The sequence below is a fragment of the Mesorhizobium sp. B3-2-1 genome (genome assembly GCF_006439515.1).
Taxonomy (GTDB): domain Bacteria; phylum Pseudomonadota; class Alphaproteobacteria; order Rhizobiales; family Rhizobiaceae; genus Mesorhizobium.
Genome location: NZ_VFTI01000015.1, coordinates 36,466 through 53,328, shown reverse-complemented (window position 1 = coordinate 53,328; position 16,863 = coordinate 36,466). Strand labels below are relative to the sequence as shown.

Sequence of the window (16,863 nt, the reverse complement as noted above, 5' to 3'; positions counted from 1 at the left end):
CGATGATCACGTAAAGTTACTGTGCGTAATTGTCGCGTAAGGCTAGTCGACCCTCACTGCCCGTCGCCAGCCGACGTCGCCATCCTCGACCCGGTCGAGGTGATCGAGCAATTGCCCGAAGCGGTCCGGGATGTCGGCTTCGGTGCGGAAGGCTGGCAAGGTGCGCAGAAAGCGCTTCATCGCCTCGGCGCCGATCTGGCGCCGAACCTCCGCAGCGAGCCTTTCTGTTTTTTCGAGCTTGTTGCGGGTCATGGGTTCAAATCCTGCGTCGGTTCCGAAACTCCTCCAGCGACGGAATGGTTCCCGCATCACGGCGTTGTGGCAAGCAAAGCCGGCAAGCACGGTAAAATTTGAATTAAAATCGAACTGCGGCGTTGGCGCCTTCCAGGTCCTGTCAAAAGGTCCTTGCGGTCGCTTTCCCCTTGATTTTTGGCCTGCGAACCTCGATATCGGGCACAAATCCACACCATTCGAGATGACGGGAAACGGCGATGAGCGACCAGGCAAAAGACGAACGCGCGCCCAGTGAAGCCGAGGCGGCCGAGGCAAATACCGAGCGTACGGAAGGCGGCATCGACGGCGACTATGAAGCGCTTGTGCGGCTGCTGAAGGAAAATGAAGAGCTGAAGGACCGCGCGCTGCGCGTCGCGGCCGAGATGGAGAACCTGCGCCGCCGCACCGCGCGCGATGTGCATGATGCGCGCACTTATGCGGTGGCGAATTTCGCCCGCGACATGCTGTCGGTGTCGGACAATCTGCGCCGCGCGCTGGATGCCATTCCCGCCGAGGCCAAGGCGTCGGGGGATGCTGGCTTCAAGGCACTGATCGAAGGCGTCGATCTGACCGAGCGTGCCATGCTGTCGGCGCTGGAACGGCATGGGGTCAAGAAACTCGCTCCGGAAGGCGAGAAGTTCGATCCCAATTTCCACCAGGCGATGTTCGAGGTACCCAATCCCGATGTCCCGGCCAACACGGTGGTCCAGGTCGTGCAGCCGGGCTATTCGATCGGCGAGCGGGTGCTGCGCCCGGCCATGGTCGGCGTCGCCAAGGGCGGCCCGAAAATTGCCGCCGACGCGCCGGTCGAGCCAGGGCCTGTCAATGAGCAGGCCGAGAAGGATGCGTGAGGATAGTGAGTAGTGAATAGGGAGTAGGGGCCTGACACTAAGCTGCGGCTTCGTGCTATTCCGCTACTCACTACTCACTACTCACTACTCACTCAGCCCATGAACCCCATCGCCCTTCTCGATTATGCCGGCGTTGCCGTCTTCGCGGCGACGGGGGCGTTGGCGGCTTCGCGCAAACAGCTCGACATTATCGGCTTCCTGTTCCTGGCCAGTGTCACCGGCATCGGCGGCGGCACGCTTCGCGACGTCATCCTCAATCTACCGGTTTTCTGGGTCGCCAACTCCAGCTACGTGCTGATCTGCGCGGCGGTCGCGGTGCTGGTGTTCTTTGCTGCGCACCGTGTCGAGTCCCGCTGGAAATGGCTGCTCTGGCTCGACGCCATCGGACTGGCCGCTTTTTCGGTGATGGGTGCTGCCAAGGGGCTGGCCATTACCGGTTCGCCGGTCGTGTCCGTCATTACCGGCGTGCTCACCGCCACGTCAGGCGGCATCCTGCGCGATCTGCTGGCCGGCGAACCCTCGGTGCTGCTGAGACCGGAAATCTATGTTACGGCCGCTCTCGCGGGCGCTGCAATCTTCACGGCTGGCGACGTCACAGGATTGCCGCCGATCGTTTCAGAGCTGGCCGGCTTCGCCGCGGCGTTCGCGGTGCGCGGCGGTGCGCTCCGTTTCGGCTGGACGTTTCCATCCTACAAGAGCCGGCCCGGCCGGCGGCCGGAAGATATTCCCTGAAGAAGGGAGTAGGGAGTAGGGAAATAGTCAGTAGTCGCCGAAGCGTGAATCGTGGCCTACTGCCTACTCGCTCACGCGGCGAAGCGCTGCGCTTCCCCGCCATAATAGTTGACGTAACGGGCGCCGATCTCCTTGACCGGCATCACGACGAAAATGTCGACCGTGGAGAATTCGCGGTCGATGACGCAACCATCGCCGATGCGAGCGCCTACCCGCAGATATCCCTTGACCAGAGGCGGCATCGCCGCGATCGCCGCCTTGGTGTTGACCGCCTCGATCGGCATCAGGTCCATGGAGCAATAGCGCCCGGACACCGCGCGCACGTCCCAGGCCGAGTTGGTGCGGCAATGATGGGCGAGATAGGTGAGCGCCTCGGCATGCGCGGCCGGCACGGTGCCGTGGAATGAGGCACAGCCGGTCATCACGCCGATTTCGTAGTGATTGATATAGGCCCAGATGCCTTGCCATAGCGCCTCGATGGTGCGCTTCGAACGGTATTCGGGCAAGACACAGGAACGGCCGAGTTCGAGGAAACGCTGTCCGGGATGGCGGGCGATGAGCTTGGTCAGCTCGAATTCGCCTTCGGAATAGAAGCCGCCGGCGGTTGCCGCGATTTCTTGCCGCAGCAAGCGATAGGTGCCGACGATGCGGCGGTGCTCAGGGCCGGAAAGCGTGGTATCGAGGACGAGCAGATGGTCGCAGAGCGGGTCGAAGCGGTCGGCGTCGCGACGGTCATGCGCCTGGAACAGATCCTTCCTGGCGCCAAGCTCGTCATAGAATACACGGTAACGCACTTCCTGCGCAGCCGCGATCTCGGCCTCGTTGCGGGCGAGCCGCACTTCGAGGTTGCCGATACGGCCGAGCGCTGCGCCTTTTATGACGGAATCGACATTACGTCCTGCGAGCAAGGCGCTGCTGGCGTTCGGCCGAGTGTCACATTCCGGCATAACTGTATGCACGAGTGATTCTCCTTCGAGCCATCCCTCTTGGCACGGGGATACGGTGTAGGTGCAACAGGATTGTGACAGTACCGTGATACGGCGTCGCGGGCAATACTTGGTCGGCTGGCGAAAACGGTCAACCGGCTACGTTGCGTCACAAGTCCCTGGGCGCGTCGCCTTCGCGGGCGCCGAAACCGGACTGCTTTTTTGGTAGTCTTCGTCAGCCACGCACCGGGAAAAGAGGGCTCAGGCGGCGACCTGGCCTTCGACGGCGCTGACCAGCGCTTCGGGGTCGAGCGGCTTGGTGACGAAGCCGCTGGCGCCATGGGCAAGCACCGCATGGCGGGTCTTTTCCTGGCTATCGGCCGACAGCACCATGATCGGCACGGGCGGCACGGATGTCTCCTCCTCATGGCGGCGAATCGCGGCAATGGCGTCCAGTCCGTCCATGACCGGCATATGCAGATCCATCAGCACCACGTCGAAGCGGCGGTTGTGGCCGGCGCCGGTGACCGCCTCGACGGCGGCCTTGCCGTTGCCGACCACCTTGACGCGATGCCCGGCCTTCAGCAGCGTTGCGCGGGCCAGCATGGCATTGATGTCGTTGTCCTCGGCGATCAGCACTGACAGGCCCTGCTGGCGTTCGCCTGACGGACGAAGTGCCGGTGCGCGGCGTTTTTCCGGCTGCGGCGGGGCGAGGACCGGTGCGTGGCTGCTCAAAAGGACACGCAAAAGTGTTCCTCCGCGCACTGGCCGGGCAAGGAATGTCGCGTAGCCGCTGGCGCGAAACTCGCCAAGCATGCCGCGTTCGGTGGGGGCAATCAGCGTGATGGCTTCGCAATTGGAGAATCCATGCTGGCGAAGCCGCTTGAGCAGCCTTCCGTCACTCTCTTCCATGGCCGCGTCGACCAGAAGCACGTCGCAGCCGTCGGCAAAGGAAGCGGCCTGAGCCACGGTGGTGGCGATGCCGGCCACGCCGCCATTGGCGCGGATGGTGCGGGCGATGGCGTCGGCCTCGACGGTGTTCTTGGACAGGATCACGGCGCGCCGGCCGGCAAGCGCGTTCTGCCGGCCCTGCGGCGGCTCGGTGGCCGATATGGCCGGGATTTCGAATACGAATTCCGAACCCTGGCCAAGCCGGCTGGAAACCGAAATCGTGCCGCCCATGGCGGTCACCAGGCGCTTGGAGATGGCAAGTCCCAATCCGGCCCCGCCATGCGTGCGCGTCGAGGTGCCGTCGGCCTGCTCGAACTCCTCGAAGATGCGCTCCATGTCCTCGTCGCGCAGGCCAGGACCGGTATCGGCGATGGTGAAGCAGATGCGGTCGCTGATCTCGGTGCGGGCGCGCGCGACGCTGACCAGCACGCCGCCGCCGTCGGTGAACTTGATGGCGTTGCCGATGAGGTTGAGCAGCACCTGCCTGACCCGGCCCGGATCGGCGGTGATCAATTGCGGCACGTCCGGTTCGACATGGCAGCCGAGGCCAATATTCTTGGCGAAGGCGCGCGCGGCCATCAGTTCGATGATGTTGTCGGCGATCTCGCGCACGGACATGGGCTGCGGTTCGGGATCGAAGCGTCCGGCCTCGATCTTGGAATAGTCGAGCAGGTCCTCGATCAGGGCAAGCAAGGCGCTGGCCGAGGTCGAGATGGCGCCGACATAGGTCTGCTGCTCCGGCGACAGGCTGGTGTCGGCGAGCAGCCTGGCCATGCCCATGATGCCGTTCATCGGCGTGCGGATCTCATGGCTGACGGTGGCGAGGAAGCGCGACTTTGCCTGGCTTGCGAACTCTGCCCGCTCGCGCGCGGTGATCATGGACGATTCGGCGCGCTTGCGTGCGGTGATGTCGCGGGCGATGGCGCGATGCGAGACGGCATTGCTGTCCTTGTCGCGCACGGATAACTCGATCCACGAGAACCAGCGCGGGCCGGTCGGCGTGCGGATGGCAACGTCGGTGGAACTCAGGCATTCATGGTCGGAGAAAGCGGCATCGGGGACGATGCCGACCTCGATGCCGAGCTCGGCAAGCGTCTTGCCGGCAAGGTCGCGTTGGTCGGTTTCGACGAGGTCGGCGAACACCTTGTTGGCATAGACGATGTAACCGTCGCGGTCGCGATGGATGACGAGATCGCCGAGCGCGTCGATGAGACCGCGAAAGCGCTCCTCGCTTTCCTGCATCTCCCACATCCGGTCGGCCAGCGTCTCGATCTCGGCGCGGTTGCGGGCGGTGGTTGCGTCGAGCAGCACCGTAGTGCGGCGTACGCTGCGTCTGGCGTGCAGGTGCATGGCCAGGCCGGCAAGGCCGGTTACCAGCAACGCCAGGCTGATGAAGGCCGGCGCCCCGGTCAGGTAGGAGAGGCCGGCCAGCACCAGAACGGCAACGAAGGTCAGTATCGGCAGGCCTTCGCGCTTGGCCGGTTGCTGATCGGGCACCAGCGGCGGCGCGGCGATAAACCGCCGCGCGGATGCCGGCGCTTGCGCCGGTGCCGCATCGGTGTCGTCGCCAGCGTCGGCCCGTTGGCTGTCGGATTCCGCGATCATGCGAAATCCTTTGCCAGACAGAGATTATGGAAAATTGCGGCGGATCGTTCGAATTTTAGCGGATCGGGCGTTTTTGACCCGGCGGCGACGGATTTGCCAGCCTGTGTGGCAATTCCGTCCGGCGCCTGCGATCCCTGTGTCGGTCACATGTCGACGACGACGCGACCGCGGATCTTGCCATCGACGATGTCGTGTGCCGCACCGATGATGCCGTCGAAGCCGATGGTCGTGGACAGGCTGGCAAGCTTGTCGACATCGAGATCGGCGCCGATGCGCCGCCAGGCCTCGAGGCGTACGGCCTTCGGCGCCATCACCGAATCGATGCCGAGCAGGGAGACGCCGCGCAGGATGAAGGGAGCGACGCTCGACGGCAGATCCATGCCGCCGGCCAGGCCGCAGGCGGCGACCGCGCCGCCATAGGAGGTCATCGACAGCACATTGGCCAGCGTGTGGCTGCCGACCGAATCGATGCCGCCGGCCCAGCGCTCCTTGGAGAGCGGCTTGGCAGGCTGGTTGAGCTCGTCGCGCGATATCACCTCGGCGGCGCCAAGGTTGATCAGATAAGGGCTTTCGGCATTGCGGCCGGTCGAGGCGATGACATGGTAGCCGAGGCTGGACAGGATCGAGACCGCGACCGAACCGACGCCGCCGGCGGCGCCCGTCACCACGACAGGGCCGCGATCGGGCAGGATGCCGTGCCGCTCTAGCGCCATGACACAGAGCATGGCCGTGTAGCCGGCGGTGCCGACCGCCATGGCATCATGCGCGCTCATGCCTTCCGGCAGAGGCACCAGCCAGTCGCCCTTGACGCGGGCGCGCCCGGCATAGGCGCCGAAATGGGTTTCGCCAACGCCCCAGCCGTTCAGGATGACCTTGTCGCCCTTGCGCCAGTCGGGATTGGAAGAGGAGATGACGGTGCCGGCGAGGTCGATGCCCGGCACCAGCGGCCATCGGCGGATCACCGGCGCCTTGCCCGATATGGCCAGTCCATCCTTATAGTTCACCGTCGTCGCCTCGACCGCGACGGTGACGTCGCCCTCCATCAGATCGGCGTCGGTGAGATCAGTCACGGCGACCGACTGTTTTTTTTCGGCATCGCGCGAAACGAGGATGGCTTTGAAGGTTTCGGTCATCTTTCTCTCCGCGAACTTGCTTGGCATCTGACTGTGCGGCGATGGCCGCTTGGGGTCAATCTTTGGAAGGCTTGGCGTTCGAAGGTTTCGGTTCACGCCGCCAGCCGATGAGTTCGTCGAAGACGACCAGTGCCGCGCCCACGGAAATGAAGGCATCCGCAAGGTTGAAGACGGCGAAGGACCAGACCGGCGTGTGGAACAGGATGTAATCGATGACATGGCCGTAGACGGCACGGTCGATCAGATTGCCCAACGCGCCGCCGATGATCAGCGCAAAGCCGATGCGGGTGATGACGTGGCCCGATGGCGTCCGCGTGGCGAGGTAAAGCACGAAAGCCACGACCAGCACGGCGATGACCACGAGGCCGGTGTCGCCGAAGGAGGAGAACATCGAGAAGGCGATGCCCGTATTATAGGTGCGAAACAGCGCCAGGAAGGGCAGGAGGTCGAGCTTTTCCTGGAAGGGCAGGCCGGCCTCGACCAGTGCCTTTATCCATTGGTCGAGCGCGATGGCCACGATGACGAGCAGCGCGTAGGGAGACCATGATTTCACGATTGGGCAGCCCTCATTGCTGGTCCGGGATTGGTTCGAGCTTCAGCGCGCCGCGCCGGATCTCGAACAGCATGATGCCGGTGGCGACCGCGAGATTGAGCGAATCGGCACGGCCCGCCTGCGGAATCCTGAGCAGCCTGTCGCAGCTTGCCGTCAGGCTTTCGGGCAGGCCCTGTTGCTCATTGCCCATCATCAAAAGTACTGGCCCGCGGGAAAAATCGACCGAGCGGTAATCGACCGCGCCCTTCAGATGCGTGCCGGCGACGAGACCTGAAAAGCCGCCGCGCCAGGCAAGGAATGCTTCGGTCGTTGCCTTCGCCACTGGCACGGCGAAGATCGATCCCATGGTGGCGCGTACCGTCTCGACGGAAAACGGATCGGTGGTGTCGCCAACCAGAATGACGCCCTTGGCGCCGACGGCATCGACCGTGCGAATGACGGTGCCGAGATTGCCGGGATCGCGCACCCGGTCGAGCGCCACCCAGACGTCGCCATTGTCGGCACGGATGTCCTTCAGGGCCAGGAATTTTTGCGAGAAGACGCCGACCACCATTTGCGGATTGTCGCGGCGGGTGATGGCGACGAGCACCTTTTCCGACACTTCGAGTACCGTACCCCCGGCTGCAACCGTGCGCGCCGCGACTTTTTCCACGGCCGCGTTGCCGCGTCCGGCCTTGGCGAAAACAAGTGTCCTGATCTGCCAGCCCAAGTCGAGCGCGTCGATGACCAGCTTCAGCCCCTCGGCCATGAAGGCGTTCTGCTGGTCGCGGAATTTCTTCAAGGCGAGCGCCTTGATGTCCTTGACCAGCGGGTTGGCGAGGCTGGTGACTTCCTTCACCTGGCCAGGCGCGCCGGCGTGCCGTTCGTTCATGTCAAGCCACCCAGCGCGAAAACAGTGAAGTCGAAAGCGCCCGGCCGGCGGACTTTTCACGGATGATCAACTCACCCGATTCGACCTTGCCCCCGATACCGGCGAAGGTGTCGCGCATCAGAGCGTGGATGGCGAAGAAGGAGGCGCGGATCGAATAGGCGGTCAGTACCACGGCAAGCGGCTTCGGGGTTAGGATCGAGCGACAGAGGTCCGTCAGATCAGGCAGGTCCTCGAACAACTGCCAGACCTCGCCCTTGGGGCCGCGGCCATAGGCCGGCGGATCGAACAGGATGATGTCGTAGCGGCTGCCGCGACGCTCCTCGCGCTCGGCGAACTTCACCGCGTCGTCGACGATCCAGCGGATCGGCTTGGCGCCAAGGCCGGCCATCTCCTGGTTCTCGCGCGCCCAGCCGATCGCCTTCTTCGAGGCGTCGACATGGGTGACCTCCGCGCCCGCGCGCGCGGCCACCAGAGAGGCAAGGCCGGTATAGCCGAACAGGTTGAGCACCTTGACCGGCCGCCCGGCCGCCACGATCAAGCCCGCCATATGGTCCCAGTGCGAAGCCTGCTCGGGAAAGACGCCGACATGGCGAAACGAGGTGAAACGGCCGAGATAGTCGATACCGTCATGCTTCATCGGCCAGGTTTCGCCGAGCGGTGTCTTGGGAAAACGCCAGCGGCCGATGCCTTCCTCGTCGGTGTCGCCGGTGAAGATCGCGTCGGCGCGCTCCCAGTCCCTTGCCGGCAGGGCCTTCTGCCAGATCGCCTGGCCCTCCGGGCGCACGATGCGGTAGGGGCCGTATTGTTCGAGCTTTTGGCCGGCGCCGCTGTCGAGCAGCGCGTAATCCGCGTTGGGAGCTACTTCGAGAATTACCGGAAGTTGCTCAGCGGGCAGCGCGCCTTCGCGGCGGGCGAGGATGCGCGGCGCGGATTTCGGCTGGTTTTCCGGTTTCACATTGTGCTGTTCGCGCGGCCTGGGATCTGGCTTGACCGCGGAACGATTCTCGGTGGGGCGCGGCTCTACGGTCCCGCTCTTCGCTGGGTGCGGTCGGCCGTCGCGGCGTTTGTCGCGAAAAGACTTCAAGAGGCAGCTTCTCCGGCGGTTCGGCCCGCTTCTGCCACAGCTATGCCCATCGGCGCAACAAACCCGCGCAACATTGCGATTGCGAACGGCTCAGCCACGCCCGATCGAAAGCAGGGCGACAAGCAGCGAAACGAAACCGGCAGCCTTGGCCGCCGTGACCGCCATGTGGCCGGTCTCCCAGCGCAGTCGTATGGCTTCGAAATTGTCGGGAATCGGGCCTGGCACCCAGGTGGCGAGAACGTTATTGGCCGCTTTGACGAGAACGAACCAAAGCACGAGGGACAGCGCATAGAGCAAGGTGGCGGCGAGTGCGAACGAGAACGCCGACCGATCCTCGCGCAGCAGCCATGCCAGCAGTCCCGGGCAGGCGACCGCCGCGACATCCAGCGGCGCGCCAACGATTGCGAAGACCAGGAACTGGCCATTGAAAACGGTCGCCTCGCGCCAAAGCTCCGGGGACCACCGGGTGAGCCGGGGGGCCGATTCCAGGACATGGGCGAAGGACGGTCCGAGGCTGAGCGCAGCGATGGTGGCGGTCAAGACAGACCAGAACAGCAGGAAGCCATGTATTCGCATGACGCAACAACGGTTCCGGGCCGAAGCCGTTCCTAACCGTCGCCACTTGCCGTTGCCTCAGCCCTGGCCCTTATCGTCGTCCATGTCCCGTTCCGAACGCCTGCTCGATCTGATCAAGTCGCTGCGCCGGCACCGCTGGCCGGTGAGCGGGCGGGTGCTGGCCGATGATCTCGGGATTTCGGTCCGCACCTTTGTGGCGCGGCCGATTTCGCCCTGATCGCAGGGGCGATGGGCGCCAAACTCGCTTGAGCTAGCCTCTGAGCGCCTTGTAGACGGCAATGCCGGCGGCCAAGTCCTCGAGTGCTGCGCCAACCGACTTGAACAGCGTAATCTCGTCAGGGCCGCCGCGGCCTTGCTTCTGGCCGCGCGTCAGTTCGTGCAGGTCGGCGACGATGGCTTCCGGTTTCAGCACGCCGGAGGCCAGTGGCTGGACGATGTCGCCGGCCTCCTTGGTGGCGCCGGCGCGGGTGTCGACATAGACGCGGGCACGCAAGATCGCCTCGTCATCGCTTTCGCGCATCGTCGGGGTAAAGCCGCCAACCAGATCGACATGGGTCCCTGGCCGCAGCAGTGCGCCCTTGATCAGCGGCGTGGTGGTGATTGTCGCCGAGGAGACGATGTCGGCCTGGCCAAGCTCGGCATCGAGATCGGTCGCGGCGCTGGCCGCGAAGCCCTCGGCGCGCAGCTCGGCCGCGACTTTCTCGGCGTTGGCCGGGGTACGGTTCCAGATGCGGATGGTCTTGATTGGCCGCACGGCGCTGTGCGCCTTGGCCAGGAAGGGTGACAGCGCGCCGGCGCCGACCACCAGCAACCGCGAGGCATCGTCACGGGCGAGATAGGATGCCGCGAGCGCCGAGGCGCAGGCCGTGCGCCACTGCGTCAGCCGCTGGCCGTCGATCAGCGCTTCCGGTTCGCCGGTGCCGCCATCGAGCAGGAGGTAGAGCCCCATCACGGCGGGCTTGCCGATCGCGTTGTTGTCGGGCGAGACGGTGACGATCTTGACGCCGATATGGCCGCCGGCGGAACCGCCCGCGGCGTGAAAATCGGTCCAGGCCGGCATCAGCAGCAGGGTCGACGCCGCACCATCGGGCCTTTTGACCGCATGATGGTGCCTGACTGGCTGCACCGCGCCCTCGCGAAAAGCCGCGCGCAGCGTCTCGACCAGTCCAGGAAAGGTCAGTGCACGATCGACCTCCGCCGCCGAAATGGTCAGCATGAAAAGCTCCGTGAAAGGAAATGCGCCGGCCGGCGCTTCAATTGGTGGGCTTCGGCAATGCTGACCCCTGGGCTGATCCCTGGGCTGCCCCTTGGGCTGATCCTTGGACCGGGGCCTGCGGCACTGAAGGCGCGCGGACCGCCTGGCGCAGGTTTTCGGCCTCGACGCCACGCTGGCGCGCCAGCTTGCGGTAGCGGCCCTGCTTGACCCAGGTCGCCAGGCTGCCGACGATCATGCCGATGGCGAGCGCCAGGAACAGGAAGATGAACAGCGGCAAGATCAGCGTCAGCTTGGGATTGCCGGGGTTGAACGGGTCCAGCGTGAAGGCGACGAGTTCGCGGTTGGCGACGGCCAAGGCGATCAGGATGATCGCCAGGGGCACGAAGACCACGATGAGCATGAAACGATTGAGCATGATAATTTCCGTCGCAAGCGGGCCGGGACAAGGCCGTCCGGCTACTTGCCGCCGTTCAGCCTTTCACGCAGTTCCTTGCCGGTCTTGAAGAACGGCACCCATTTCTCCTCGACCTCGACGGATTCGCCGGTGCGCGGGTTGCGGCCGGTGCGGGCGGGTCGATTCTTCACCGAAAAAGCGCCGAAACCGCGCAATTCGACCCGGTTGCCCTCGGCAAGCGCGTCGGTGATTTCATCGAAGATCGCGCCGACGATGTTTTCGACGTCGCGCAGGAAAAGATGCGGATTGCGCGTGGCAATAATCTGCACAAGCTCGGACTTGATCATCAGACGGGTCCCCGTGAAAGCAGTTCGGCCAAAATTATCAGGATGATTTTATTTGCTTTTTCAGCTGTCCCAACGCGTCTCAAAGGTGCCAGACGGAAACGAGACCGTCAAGAAACAAGCGGTCGGCGCCAAGTTCATGGATGACGTCGCCGCCGGAGTCCGGCAGGCCGAGCGCGCCAGCGATGGTGTGTGCCATCGCCTTCGAGAACAGGAAACCGCCGCGCCGTTCCGTGTCCTTCCACTCGACCACCTTGAGTTTGGCATCGACACCCTTGGTCGCCAGCCAGTCGATCGCCACGGATTCGCCGCCGACGGCGTCGATCAGCCCGTTGGCGACACCCTGGCGGCCGGTGAAGATCGAACCGTCGGCGAGCGCCAGCGCCTGTTCGTGGGTCATCTTGCGGCGTTCAGCCACGATGCCGACGAACCAGTCGTAGCTGTCGAGGATGAGCTTGCGGACCATGGCGCGCTCGTCGTCATTGGTCGGCTTGAAGGGCGAGGGTGAGGCTTTGAGCGGCGAGGATTTAACCTCCTCCAGCTTGACGCCGAGCTTGTCCATCAGGCCGCTGACGTCAGGATACTGGATCAGCACGCCGATCGAGCCGACGATCGAGGTCTTGCGGGCGACAATATGGTCGGCGGCGCTGGCGATCATGTAGCCCGCCGACGCGGCGAGCGTGCCGACCTCGGCCACGACAGGCTTGTCGGCGGCGAGCTTGCGCACCTCCTCGTAGATCGATTCCCCGCCGACGGTCGTGCCGCCAGGAGAATCGACCACCAGGATCACGCCCTTTACTTTCGGCGACAGGCGGATGGTCTCCAGCCGCTTGATCAGTTCGTCGTCCTCGGTGATGGTGCCTTCGATCCTGACCTTGGCGATGTGGTCGACGGCGGAGCCGCCGAAATCATCGCCATAGAACCAGGCCGACAGCATAATCACCCCGAGCGCCACGATGCCAAAGGCCGCAACGCGCCAGAAAGTCAGCTTGCGCCGCAAGCGGCGGCGGTCGATCAGGTCGTCGGCTCTCAATGCCATCGTCAGCCTCACAGTCAGCGGGAAGAGACGCTTTTAGACCATGATGTCTTCATCGGGAAGCAGTTCCGTCCGCACATGGCGCGGCAATCCGCGCACGACGGTCCACATGTTGTCTGTTTTGTGACTGGCCTGTACGAGCGACGCAAGGTAAGTGGGAAGAACTTCGGTGATGAAAAAAGACGCGAGCACGTCTATTTCTGCTATGAAGCACTGGCTGTTGCGCCGACCCGGGTTTCGTTTGTGCAATGGCAGCTGTCACATTTTTGCGGTTTTCGTCGGCTTGTGCTTGCGTGAGGGCGCTGGCGTCCCACCTATAGGCGGTGCTCCCGGGGCAGGGTTTTAGAAGAAAGCAGTCATGTTAGCGCGACCGAATGAACCGACCAGCCCGGAGACGGAGTTGGCTCTCCCGGCGGATGGCTGGACGCGGGGCGAGGCTTTCAATCGCGCCCAGCGCCATTCGCGCCGCGTGCGCGTGCTCAAATTCGCCGTGCCCTTGGCCGCGGCGTTGATCGCCGTCGCCTTCCCGGTCTATTCCTATTTCGCCGCCCCTGTTTCCGTCGCGGTACAAGCGGAAGGTACCGCCTTCTCCAACGGCAAGCTGGTGATGGCCAATCCCAAACTCAATGGTTTCACCAAGCTGAAGCAGCCCTATTCGATGACGGCGCTGCGGGCGATACAGGATGTGAGCACGCAAGGCATCATCGAACTCGAAGGCATCGACGCCAAGGTGCCGATCGCTCCCGACAATGTCGCGGCGGTAAAGGCCTCGCACGGTACCTACGACCGCGACGGCAATACGATGAAACTGAACAGCGACGTCACCATCACCACGACCGACGGCTTGCAGGCCAAGTTCAAATCGGTCTTCCTCGACATGGGCAAAGGCACTATGAAGACGGATGATCCCGTCGATGTCAGCCGTGGCGGGTCGCAGATCACGGCGGATTCGATGTCGGTCCAGGACAATGGCAAGATCCTGGTGTTCGAGAACAAAGTTCGTGTCAACATCGATCCCGCCGTTCTGAAGGCGGCTGAGGCAAAGGGCGAAGAAGCGAATGTGGCTCACTAGTTCGACACGGCTTGCGGCCGCGACTTCGGCGCTGTTCCTGCTCAGCCTGGCGCCGTCGCTGGCGCAGTCGGGGGCGGCCAGCCAGGTGTCGGGTCTCAAACTGGCCGGCGACAAGCCGATCCAGATCGAAAGCGACAAGCTGGAAGTCCACCAGGCCGACAGTGTCGCCATCTTCACGGGCAATGTCACCGTCGTCCAGGGGCCGACGCTGATGAAGGCCGGCAAGATGATGGTCTACTACGTCAAGGATCCCAACGCGGGTACGAAGGGTACCGAAGCCGCCGGGGCGGCAGCCATGACCGGTTCGGCCAACATCGATCACCTGGAGATTTCCGACAAGGTCTACATCAAGTCGGATCAGCAGGTCGCGACCGGCGATCAGGGCAGTTTCGACATGAAGAGCCAGGTGTTGGTGCTTTCGGGCAAAAAGGTCGTCCTGTCGCAAAACGACAATGTCCTGGTCGGCTGCAAGCTCACCGTGCAGATGAAAAGCGGGCTCGCCCAAGTCGATCCATGCGCTGGGCAACGTGTCCAGATGTCGATCACACCGCCGCCGAAATCGGATGCGTCGAAATCGGGAGCGACGAACCCCTGATGGTCAGCCTGTCGTCGCTGACGGCGCGTCTCCCGGGACGGGCCGCAGGCAAGCTTTCGGCTCCGGCCACCGTCACTGCCGACAAGGCGAAATTCAAGGGAACCTTGATCGCCAAGGGTCTGACCAAGAGCTACAAGGGCCGCAAGGTCGTCAGCGGCGTCACGCTGGGCGTGCGCGCCGGCGAGGCCGTCGGGCTGCTCGGCCCCAACGGCGCCGGCAAGACGACCTGTTTCTACATGGTCACCGGCCTGGTGCCGGTGGATGAAGGCACGATCGAGATCGACGGCTTCGACGTCACCTCGATGCCGATGTATCGGCGCGCGCGCCTCGGCATCGGCTATCTGCCCCAGGAGGCATCGATCTTCCGCGGCCTCAATGTCGAGCAGAACATCCGCGCCGTGCTCGAAGTGGTCGAAAAGGATCGAAAGGTCCGCGAGCGCAACCTCGACGAACTGCTCGAGGAATTTCACATCAGCCATCTGCGCAAGGCGCCGTCCATGTCGCTCTCGGGCGGCGAAAGGCGGCGCCTGGAAATCGCGCGCGCGCTGGCGACGCGCCCGGCCTACATGCTGCTCGACGAACCCTTCGCGGGCATCGATCCGATCGCCGTCGCCGACATCCAGCAATTGGTGCGTCACCTGACGGCGCGGGGCATCGGTGTCCTCATCACCGACCACAATGTGCGTGAGACGCTCGGCCTGATCGACCGTGCCTATATCATCCATGCCGGCCAGGTGCTGACCCATGGCCGCGCCGACGAAGTGGTGGCAAATCCGGATGTGCGGCGGCTTTATCTCGGCGAGGGTTTCACGCTCTGAGACGTTCACCGTCTGAGACGGCGAACCGCCTCGTCTCTTTTTTTCACGGAATTCCGATCGGAAAGCCATTCTTTCCCGGCTCCTGGAATCGCTCTCAGCGTGAAATTTGTTTCCTGATACGATTTTTTACGCGCCGACGACCTGTTTTCCGCGATTTTGATCCGGAATAACGCTCCGGTAAGCGAGTTTTGCTAGGCTTTGCCTTGACAAGCAAAAGCCGGGCCAGTTTCTATGGCCGGCTGGGAAATTCATTCCGGAAGTCCGGACGCGTAGAGGAGGCGTTTGAAACCGAATCATGGCATTGGCGGCGAAACTACAGCTCCGACAGTCGCAGTCGCTGGTGATGACGCCGCAGCTGATGCAGTCGATTCGGCTGCTGCAGTTCACCCATGCCGAGCTCGAGCATTTCATTGATGAGGAGATCGAGCGCAACCCGCTCCTGGAGCGCGCCGAGCCGCAGGACGATGCCGCGAGCGATCAGGCGCAGAAGCTCGAGGCAGAGCCGCAAGCGGCCCCCGACGGCGACTGGTTCGAGAACGAGACGGCATGGAGCGCCGAGGCGATCTCGGAAAAGCTCGATACGTCACTGGAAAACCTGTTTCCCGATGATCCCGGCACCAGCGAGCGGCTCGGACCCGACCTGACGGCGCAATGGAAATCGGCTTCGGGCAGCGGCGGCGGCTCCTCGTCCGAGGGGCTCGATGCCGGCGACATGGCGGCGAGCGCGATCACGCTGCGCGACCATGTCGGCGAGCAGATCGCACTTGCCTTCACCGATCCCGTAGCGCGGCTGATCGCCGGAGAGCTGACCGACGGGCTCGACGAGACCGGCTATGTCAGGGCCGATCTGGCGGAGATCGCCGCGCGGCTTGGCATCGACAGCGTGGCGGTGGGCAAGGTGCTGGCCGTATGCCAGACCTTCGAACCGGCCGGCCTGTTTGCCCGCGATCTCGCGGAATGCCTTTCCCTGCAGCTTGCCGTGCGTGATCGGCTCGATCCGGCGATGAAGGCCCTGGTCGCCAATCTGGAACTGCTGGCGCGGCGCGATTTCCAGACGCTGAAGCGGCTCTGCGGCGTCGACGAGGAGGATTTGCTCGACATGCTGGCCGAAATCCGGGCGCTCGACCCACGGCCGGGCATGGCGTTTTCGGGCGGCGCCAGCGACGCCATCGTCGCCGATGTCGAGGTCCGGGCTGCCAGTGATGGCAGCTGGACCGTCGAACTCAATGCCGAAACGCTGCCGCGCGTGCTGGTCGACCATATCTATTTCGCCCAGGTGTCGCCGCACGCGAAAAACCAGGCGGAGAAGGACTTCCTGGCCGAGTGCCTGCAGAACGCCAACTGGCTGACACGCAGCCTCGACCAGCGAGCAAAGACGATCCTCAAAGTGGCCTCGGAAATCGTGCGCCAACAGGACGCTTTCCTCGTCCATGGCGTACGCCATCTGAAGCCGCTCAACCTGCGCACGGTGGCAGACGCCATCGGCATGCACGAATCGACGGTCAGCCGAGTCACCGCGAACAAATACATGCTCACCCCGCGCGGCGTGTTCGAGCTGCGCTATTTCTTCACCGCCTCGATCGCGGCCTCGGGCGGCGGCGACGCGCATTCCTCCGAAGCGGTGCGTGATCGCATCAGGCAAATGATCGACGAGGAGAAGCTCGTCGATGTGCTGTCGGACGATGCTATCGTCGACATGCTGAGGGAAAGCGGCGTCGATATCGCCCGGCGCACGGTCGCCAAGTACCGGGAAGGCATGAATATTCCCTCGTCGGTGCAACGCCGGCGCGAGAAGCGGGCGCTCGCCAGCGCCGGCCGTTAGGCGTTCGCGAT

Annotated in this window: 18 protein-coding genes and 1 pseudogene; 7 read left to right on the top strand and 12 right to left on the bottom strand. The window is 63.9% G+C overall.

Annotated elements, in window-relative coordinates; translation table 11 throughout:
* Window positions 1–42: 42 nt before the first annotated feature.
* Entirely contained in the window at window positions 43–252 is a 210-nt protein-coding gene (locus FJW08_RS16960; RefSeq protein ID WP_140756289.1) for a hypothetical protein, read from the bottom strand.
* A 239-nt stretch (window positions 253–491) separates the two neighbouring features.
* Between FJW08_RS16960 and grpE the strand changes: the two genes are divergently transcribed.
* Together grpE and FJW08_RS16950 are read left to right on the top strand one after the other, a co-directional pair.
* The gene (gene grpE, locus FJW08_RS16955; RefSeq protein WP_140756286.1) at window positions 492–1,124 is read left to right on the top strand and encodes a nucleotide exchange factor GrpE; all 633 of its coding nucleotides are present in this window, start codon (window positions 492–494) and stop codon (window positions 1,122–1,124) included.
* Between the two features lie 99 nt (window positions 1,125–1,223).
* Window positions 1,224–1,856 carry a trimeric intracellular cation channel family protein gene (locus FJW08_RS16950; RefSeq protein WP_140756284.1) on the top strand — a complete coding sequence of 211 codons (633 nt, stop codon included), beginning with the start codon at window positions 1,224–1,226 and terminating at the stop codon, window positions 1,854–1,856.
* A 71-nt stretch (window positions 1,857–1,927) separates the two neighbouring features.
* Here the strand turns inward: FJW08_RS16950 and FJW08_RS16945 are convergent, their stop codons facing one another.
* The 7 genes from FJW08_RS16945 to FJW08_RS16915 all read right to left on the bottom strand — a co-directional run bounded on the left by FJW08_RS16945 (window position 1,928) and on the right by FJW08_RS16915 (window position 9,555).
* A complete protein-coding gene (locus FJW08_RS16945) occupies window positions 1,928–2,803 on the bottom strand; it encodes a GNAT family N-acetyltransferase (RefSeq protein ID WP_224613688.1) in 876 nt (291 codons plus the stop codon).
* 240 nt (window positions 2,804–3,043) lie between these two features.
* Window positions 3,044–5,338, bottom strand: a complete 2,295-nt coding sequence (locus FJW08_RS16940) for a PAS domain-containing hybrid sensor histidine kinase/response regulator (protein ID WP_140811558.1) — start codon at window positions 5,336–5,338, stop codon at window positions 3,044–3,046.
* Between the two features lie 143 nt (window positions 5,339–5,481).
* A complete protein-coding gene (locus FJW08_RS16935; RefSeq protein ID WP_140811557.1) occupies window positions 5,482–6,471 on the bottom strand; it encodes an MDR family oxidoreductase in 990 nt (329 codons plus the stop codon).
* 55 nt (window positions 6,472–6,526) lie between these two features.
* Window positions 6,527–7,024 (bottom strand): signal peptidase II, encoded by a 498-nt coding sequence (lspA, locus tag FJW08_RS16930; RefSeq protein ID WP_140811556.1) that lies wholly within the window; start codon window positions 7,022–7,024, stop codon window positions 6,527–6,529.
* A gap of 13 nt (window positions 7,025–7,037) precedes the next feature.
* The gene (locus FJW08_RS16925; RefSeq protein ID WP_140811554.1) at window positions 7,038–7,895 is read right to left on the bottom strand and encodes an RNA methyltransferase; all 858 of its coding nucleotides are present in this window, start codon (window positions 7,893–7,895) and stop codon (window positions 7,038–7,040) included.
* Window position 7,896: 1 nt separating this feature from the next.
* Window positions 7,897–8,979: a class I SAM-dependent rRNA methyltransferase gene (locus tag FJW08_RS16920; protein WP_140811553.1), complete on the bottom strand. Its 1,083-nt coding sequence runs from the start codon at window positions 8,977–8,979 to the stop codon at window positions 7,897–7,899.
* 90 nt (window positions 8,980–9,069) lie between these two features.
* Window positions 9,070–9,555: a DUF1772 domain-containing protein gene (locus tag FJW08_RS16915; RefSeq protein ID WP_140811552.1), complete on the bottom strand. Its 486-nt coding sequence runs from the start codon at window positions 9,553–9,555 to the stop codon at window positions 9,070–9,072.
* 82 nt (window positions 9,556–9,637) lie between these two features.
* On the opposite strand from FJW08_RS16915, the pseudogene FJW08_RS16910 reads away from it, so the two are divergent.
* Window positions 9,638–9,745: pseudogene (locus tag FJW08_RS16910) on the top strand (HTH domain-containing protein); the annotation flags it as partial.
* A gap of 60 nt (window positions 9,746–9,805) precedes the next feature.
* On the opposite strand, the gene FJW08_RS16905 reads toward FJW08_RS16910, so the two are convergent.
* The 4 genes from FJW08_RS16905 to sppA form a co-directional block, all read right to left on the bottom strand.
* On the bottom strand, window positions 9,806–10,771 hold the full coding sequence (locus FJW08_RS16905; RefSeq protein WP_140811551.1) for an ornithine cyclodeaminase family protein: 966 nt from the start codon (window positions 10,769–10,771) through the stop codon (window positions 9,806–9,808).
* Window positions 10,772–10,808: 37 nt separating this feature from the next.
* Window positions 10,809–11,186 (bottom strand): DUF1049 domain-containing protein, encoded by a 378-nt coding sequence (locus FJW08_RS16900; RefSeq protein WP_140811550.1) that lies wholly within the window; start codon window positions 11,184–11,186, stop codon window positions 10,809–10,811.
* Window positions 11,187–11,227: 41 nt separating this feature from the next.
* Window positions 11,228–11,512, bottom strand: coding sequence for an integration host factor subunit beta (locus FJW08_RS16895; protein ID WP_006200394.1), 285 nt, complete (start codon window positions 11,510–11,512; stop codon window positions 11,228–11,230).
* A 79-nt stretch (window positions 11,513–11,591) separates the two neighbouring features.
* Window positions 11,592–12,548, bottom strand: a complete 957-nt coding sequence (gene sppA, locus FJW08_RS16890; protein WP_140811549.1) for a signal peptide peptidase SppA — start codon at window positions 12,546–12,548, stop codon at window positions 11,592–11,594.
* A gap of 355 nt (window positions 12,549–12,903) precedes the next feature.
* Here sppA and lptC point away from each other — a divergent pair, with 355 nt between their 5' ends.
* From lptC to rpoN, 4 genes are all read left to right on the top strand, one after another.
* A complete protein-coding gene (lptC, locus tag FJW08_RS16885) occupies window positions 12,904–13,617 on the top strand; it encodes an LPS export ABC transporter periplasmic protein LptC (RefSeq protein WP_140811548.1) in 714 nt (237 codons plus the stop codon).
* A complete protein-coding gene (locus tag FJW08_RS16880; RefSeq protein ID WP_140756259.1) occupies window positions 13,604–14,212 on the top strand; it encodes an LptA/OstA family protein in 609 nt (202 codons plus the stop codon). Before lptC ends, FJW08_RS16880 begins: the two co-directional genes overlap by 14 nt.
* A complete protein-coding gene (gene lptB, locus FJW08_RS16875) occupies window positions 14,212–15,030 on the top strand; it encodes an LPS export ABC transporter ATP-binding protein (protein WP_140811546.1) in 819 nt (272 codons plus the stop codon). The genes FJW08_RS16880 and lptB overlap by 1 nt, the downstream gene beginning before the upstream one ends.
* Before the next feature lie 295 nt (window positions 15,031–15,325).
* A complete protein-coding gene (gene rpoN / locus FJW08_RS16870) occupies window positions 15,326–16,852 on the top strand; it encodes an RNA polymerase factor sigma-54 (protein WP_140811545.1) in 1,527 nt (508 codons plus the stop codon).
* Window positions 16,853–16,863: the final 11 nt, after the last annotated feature.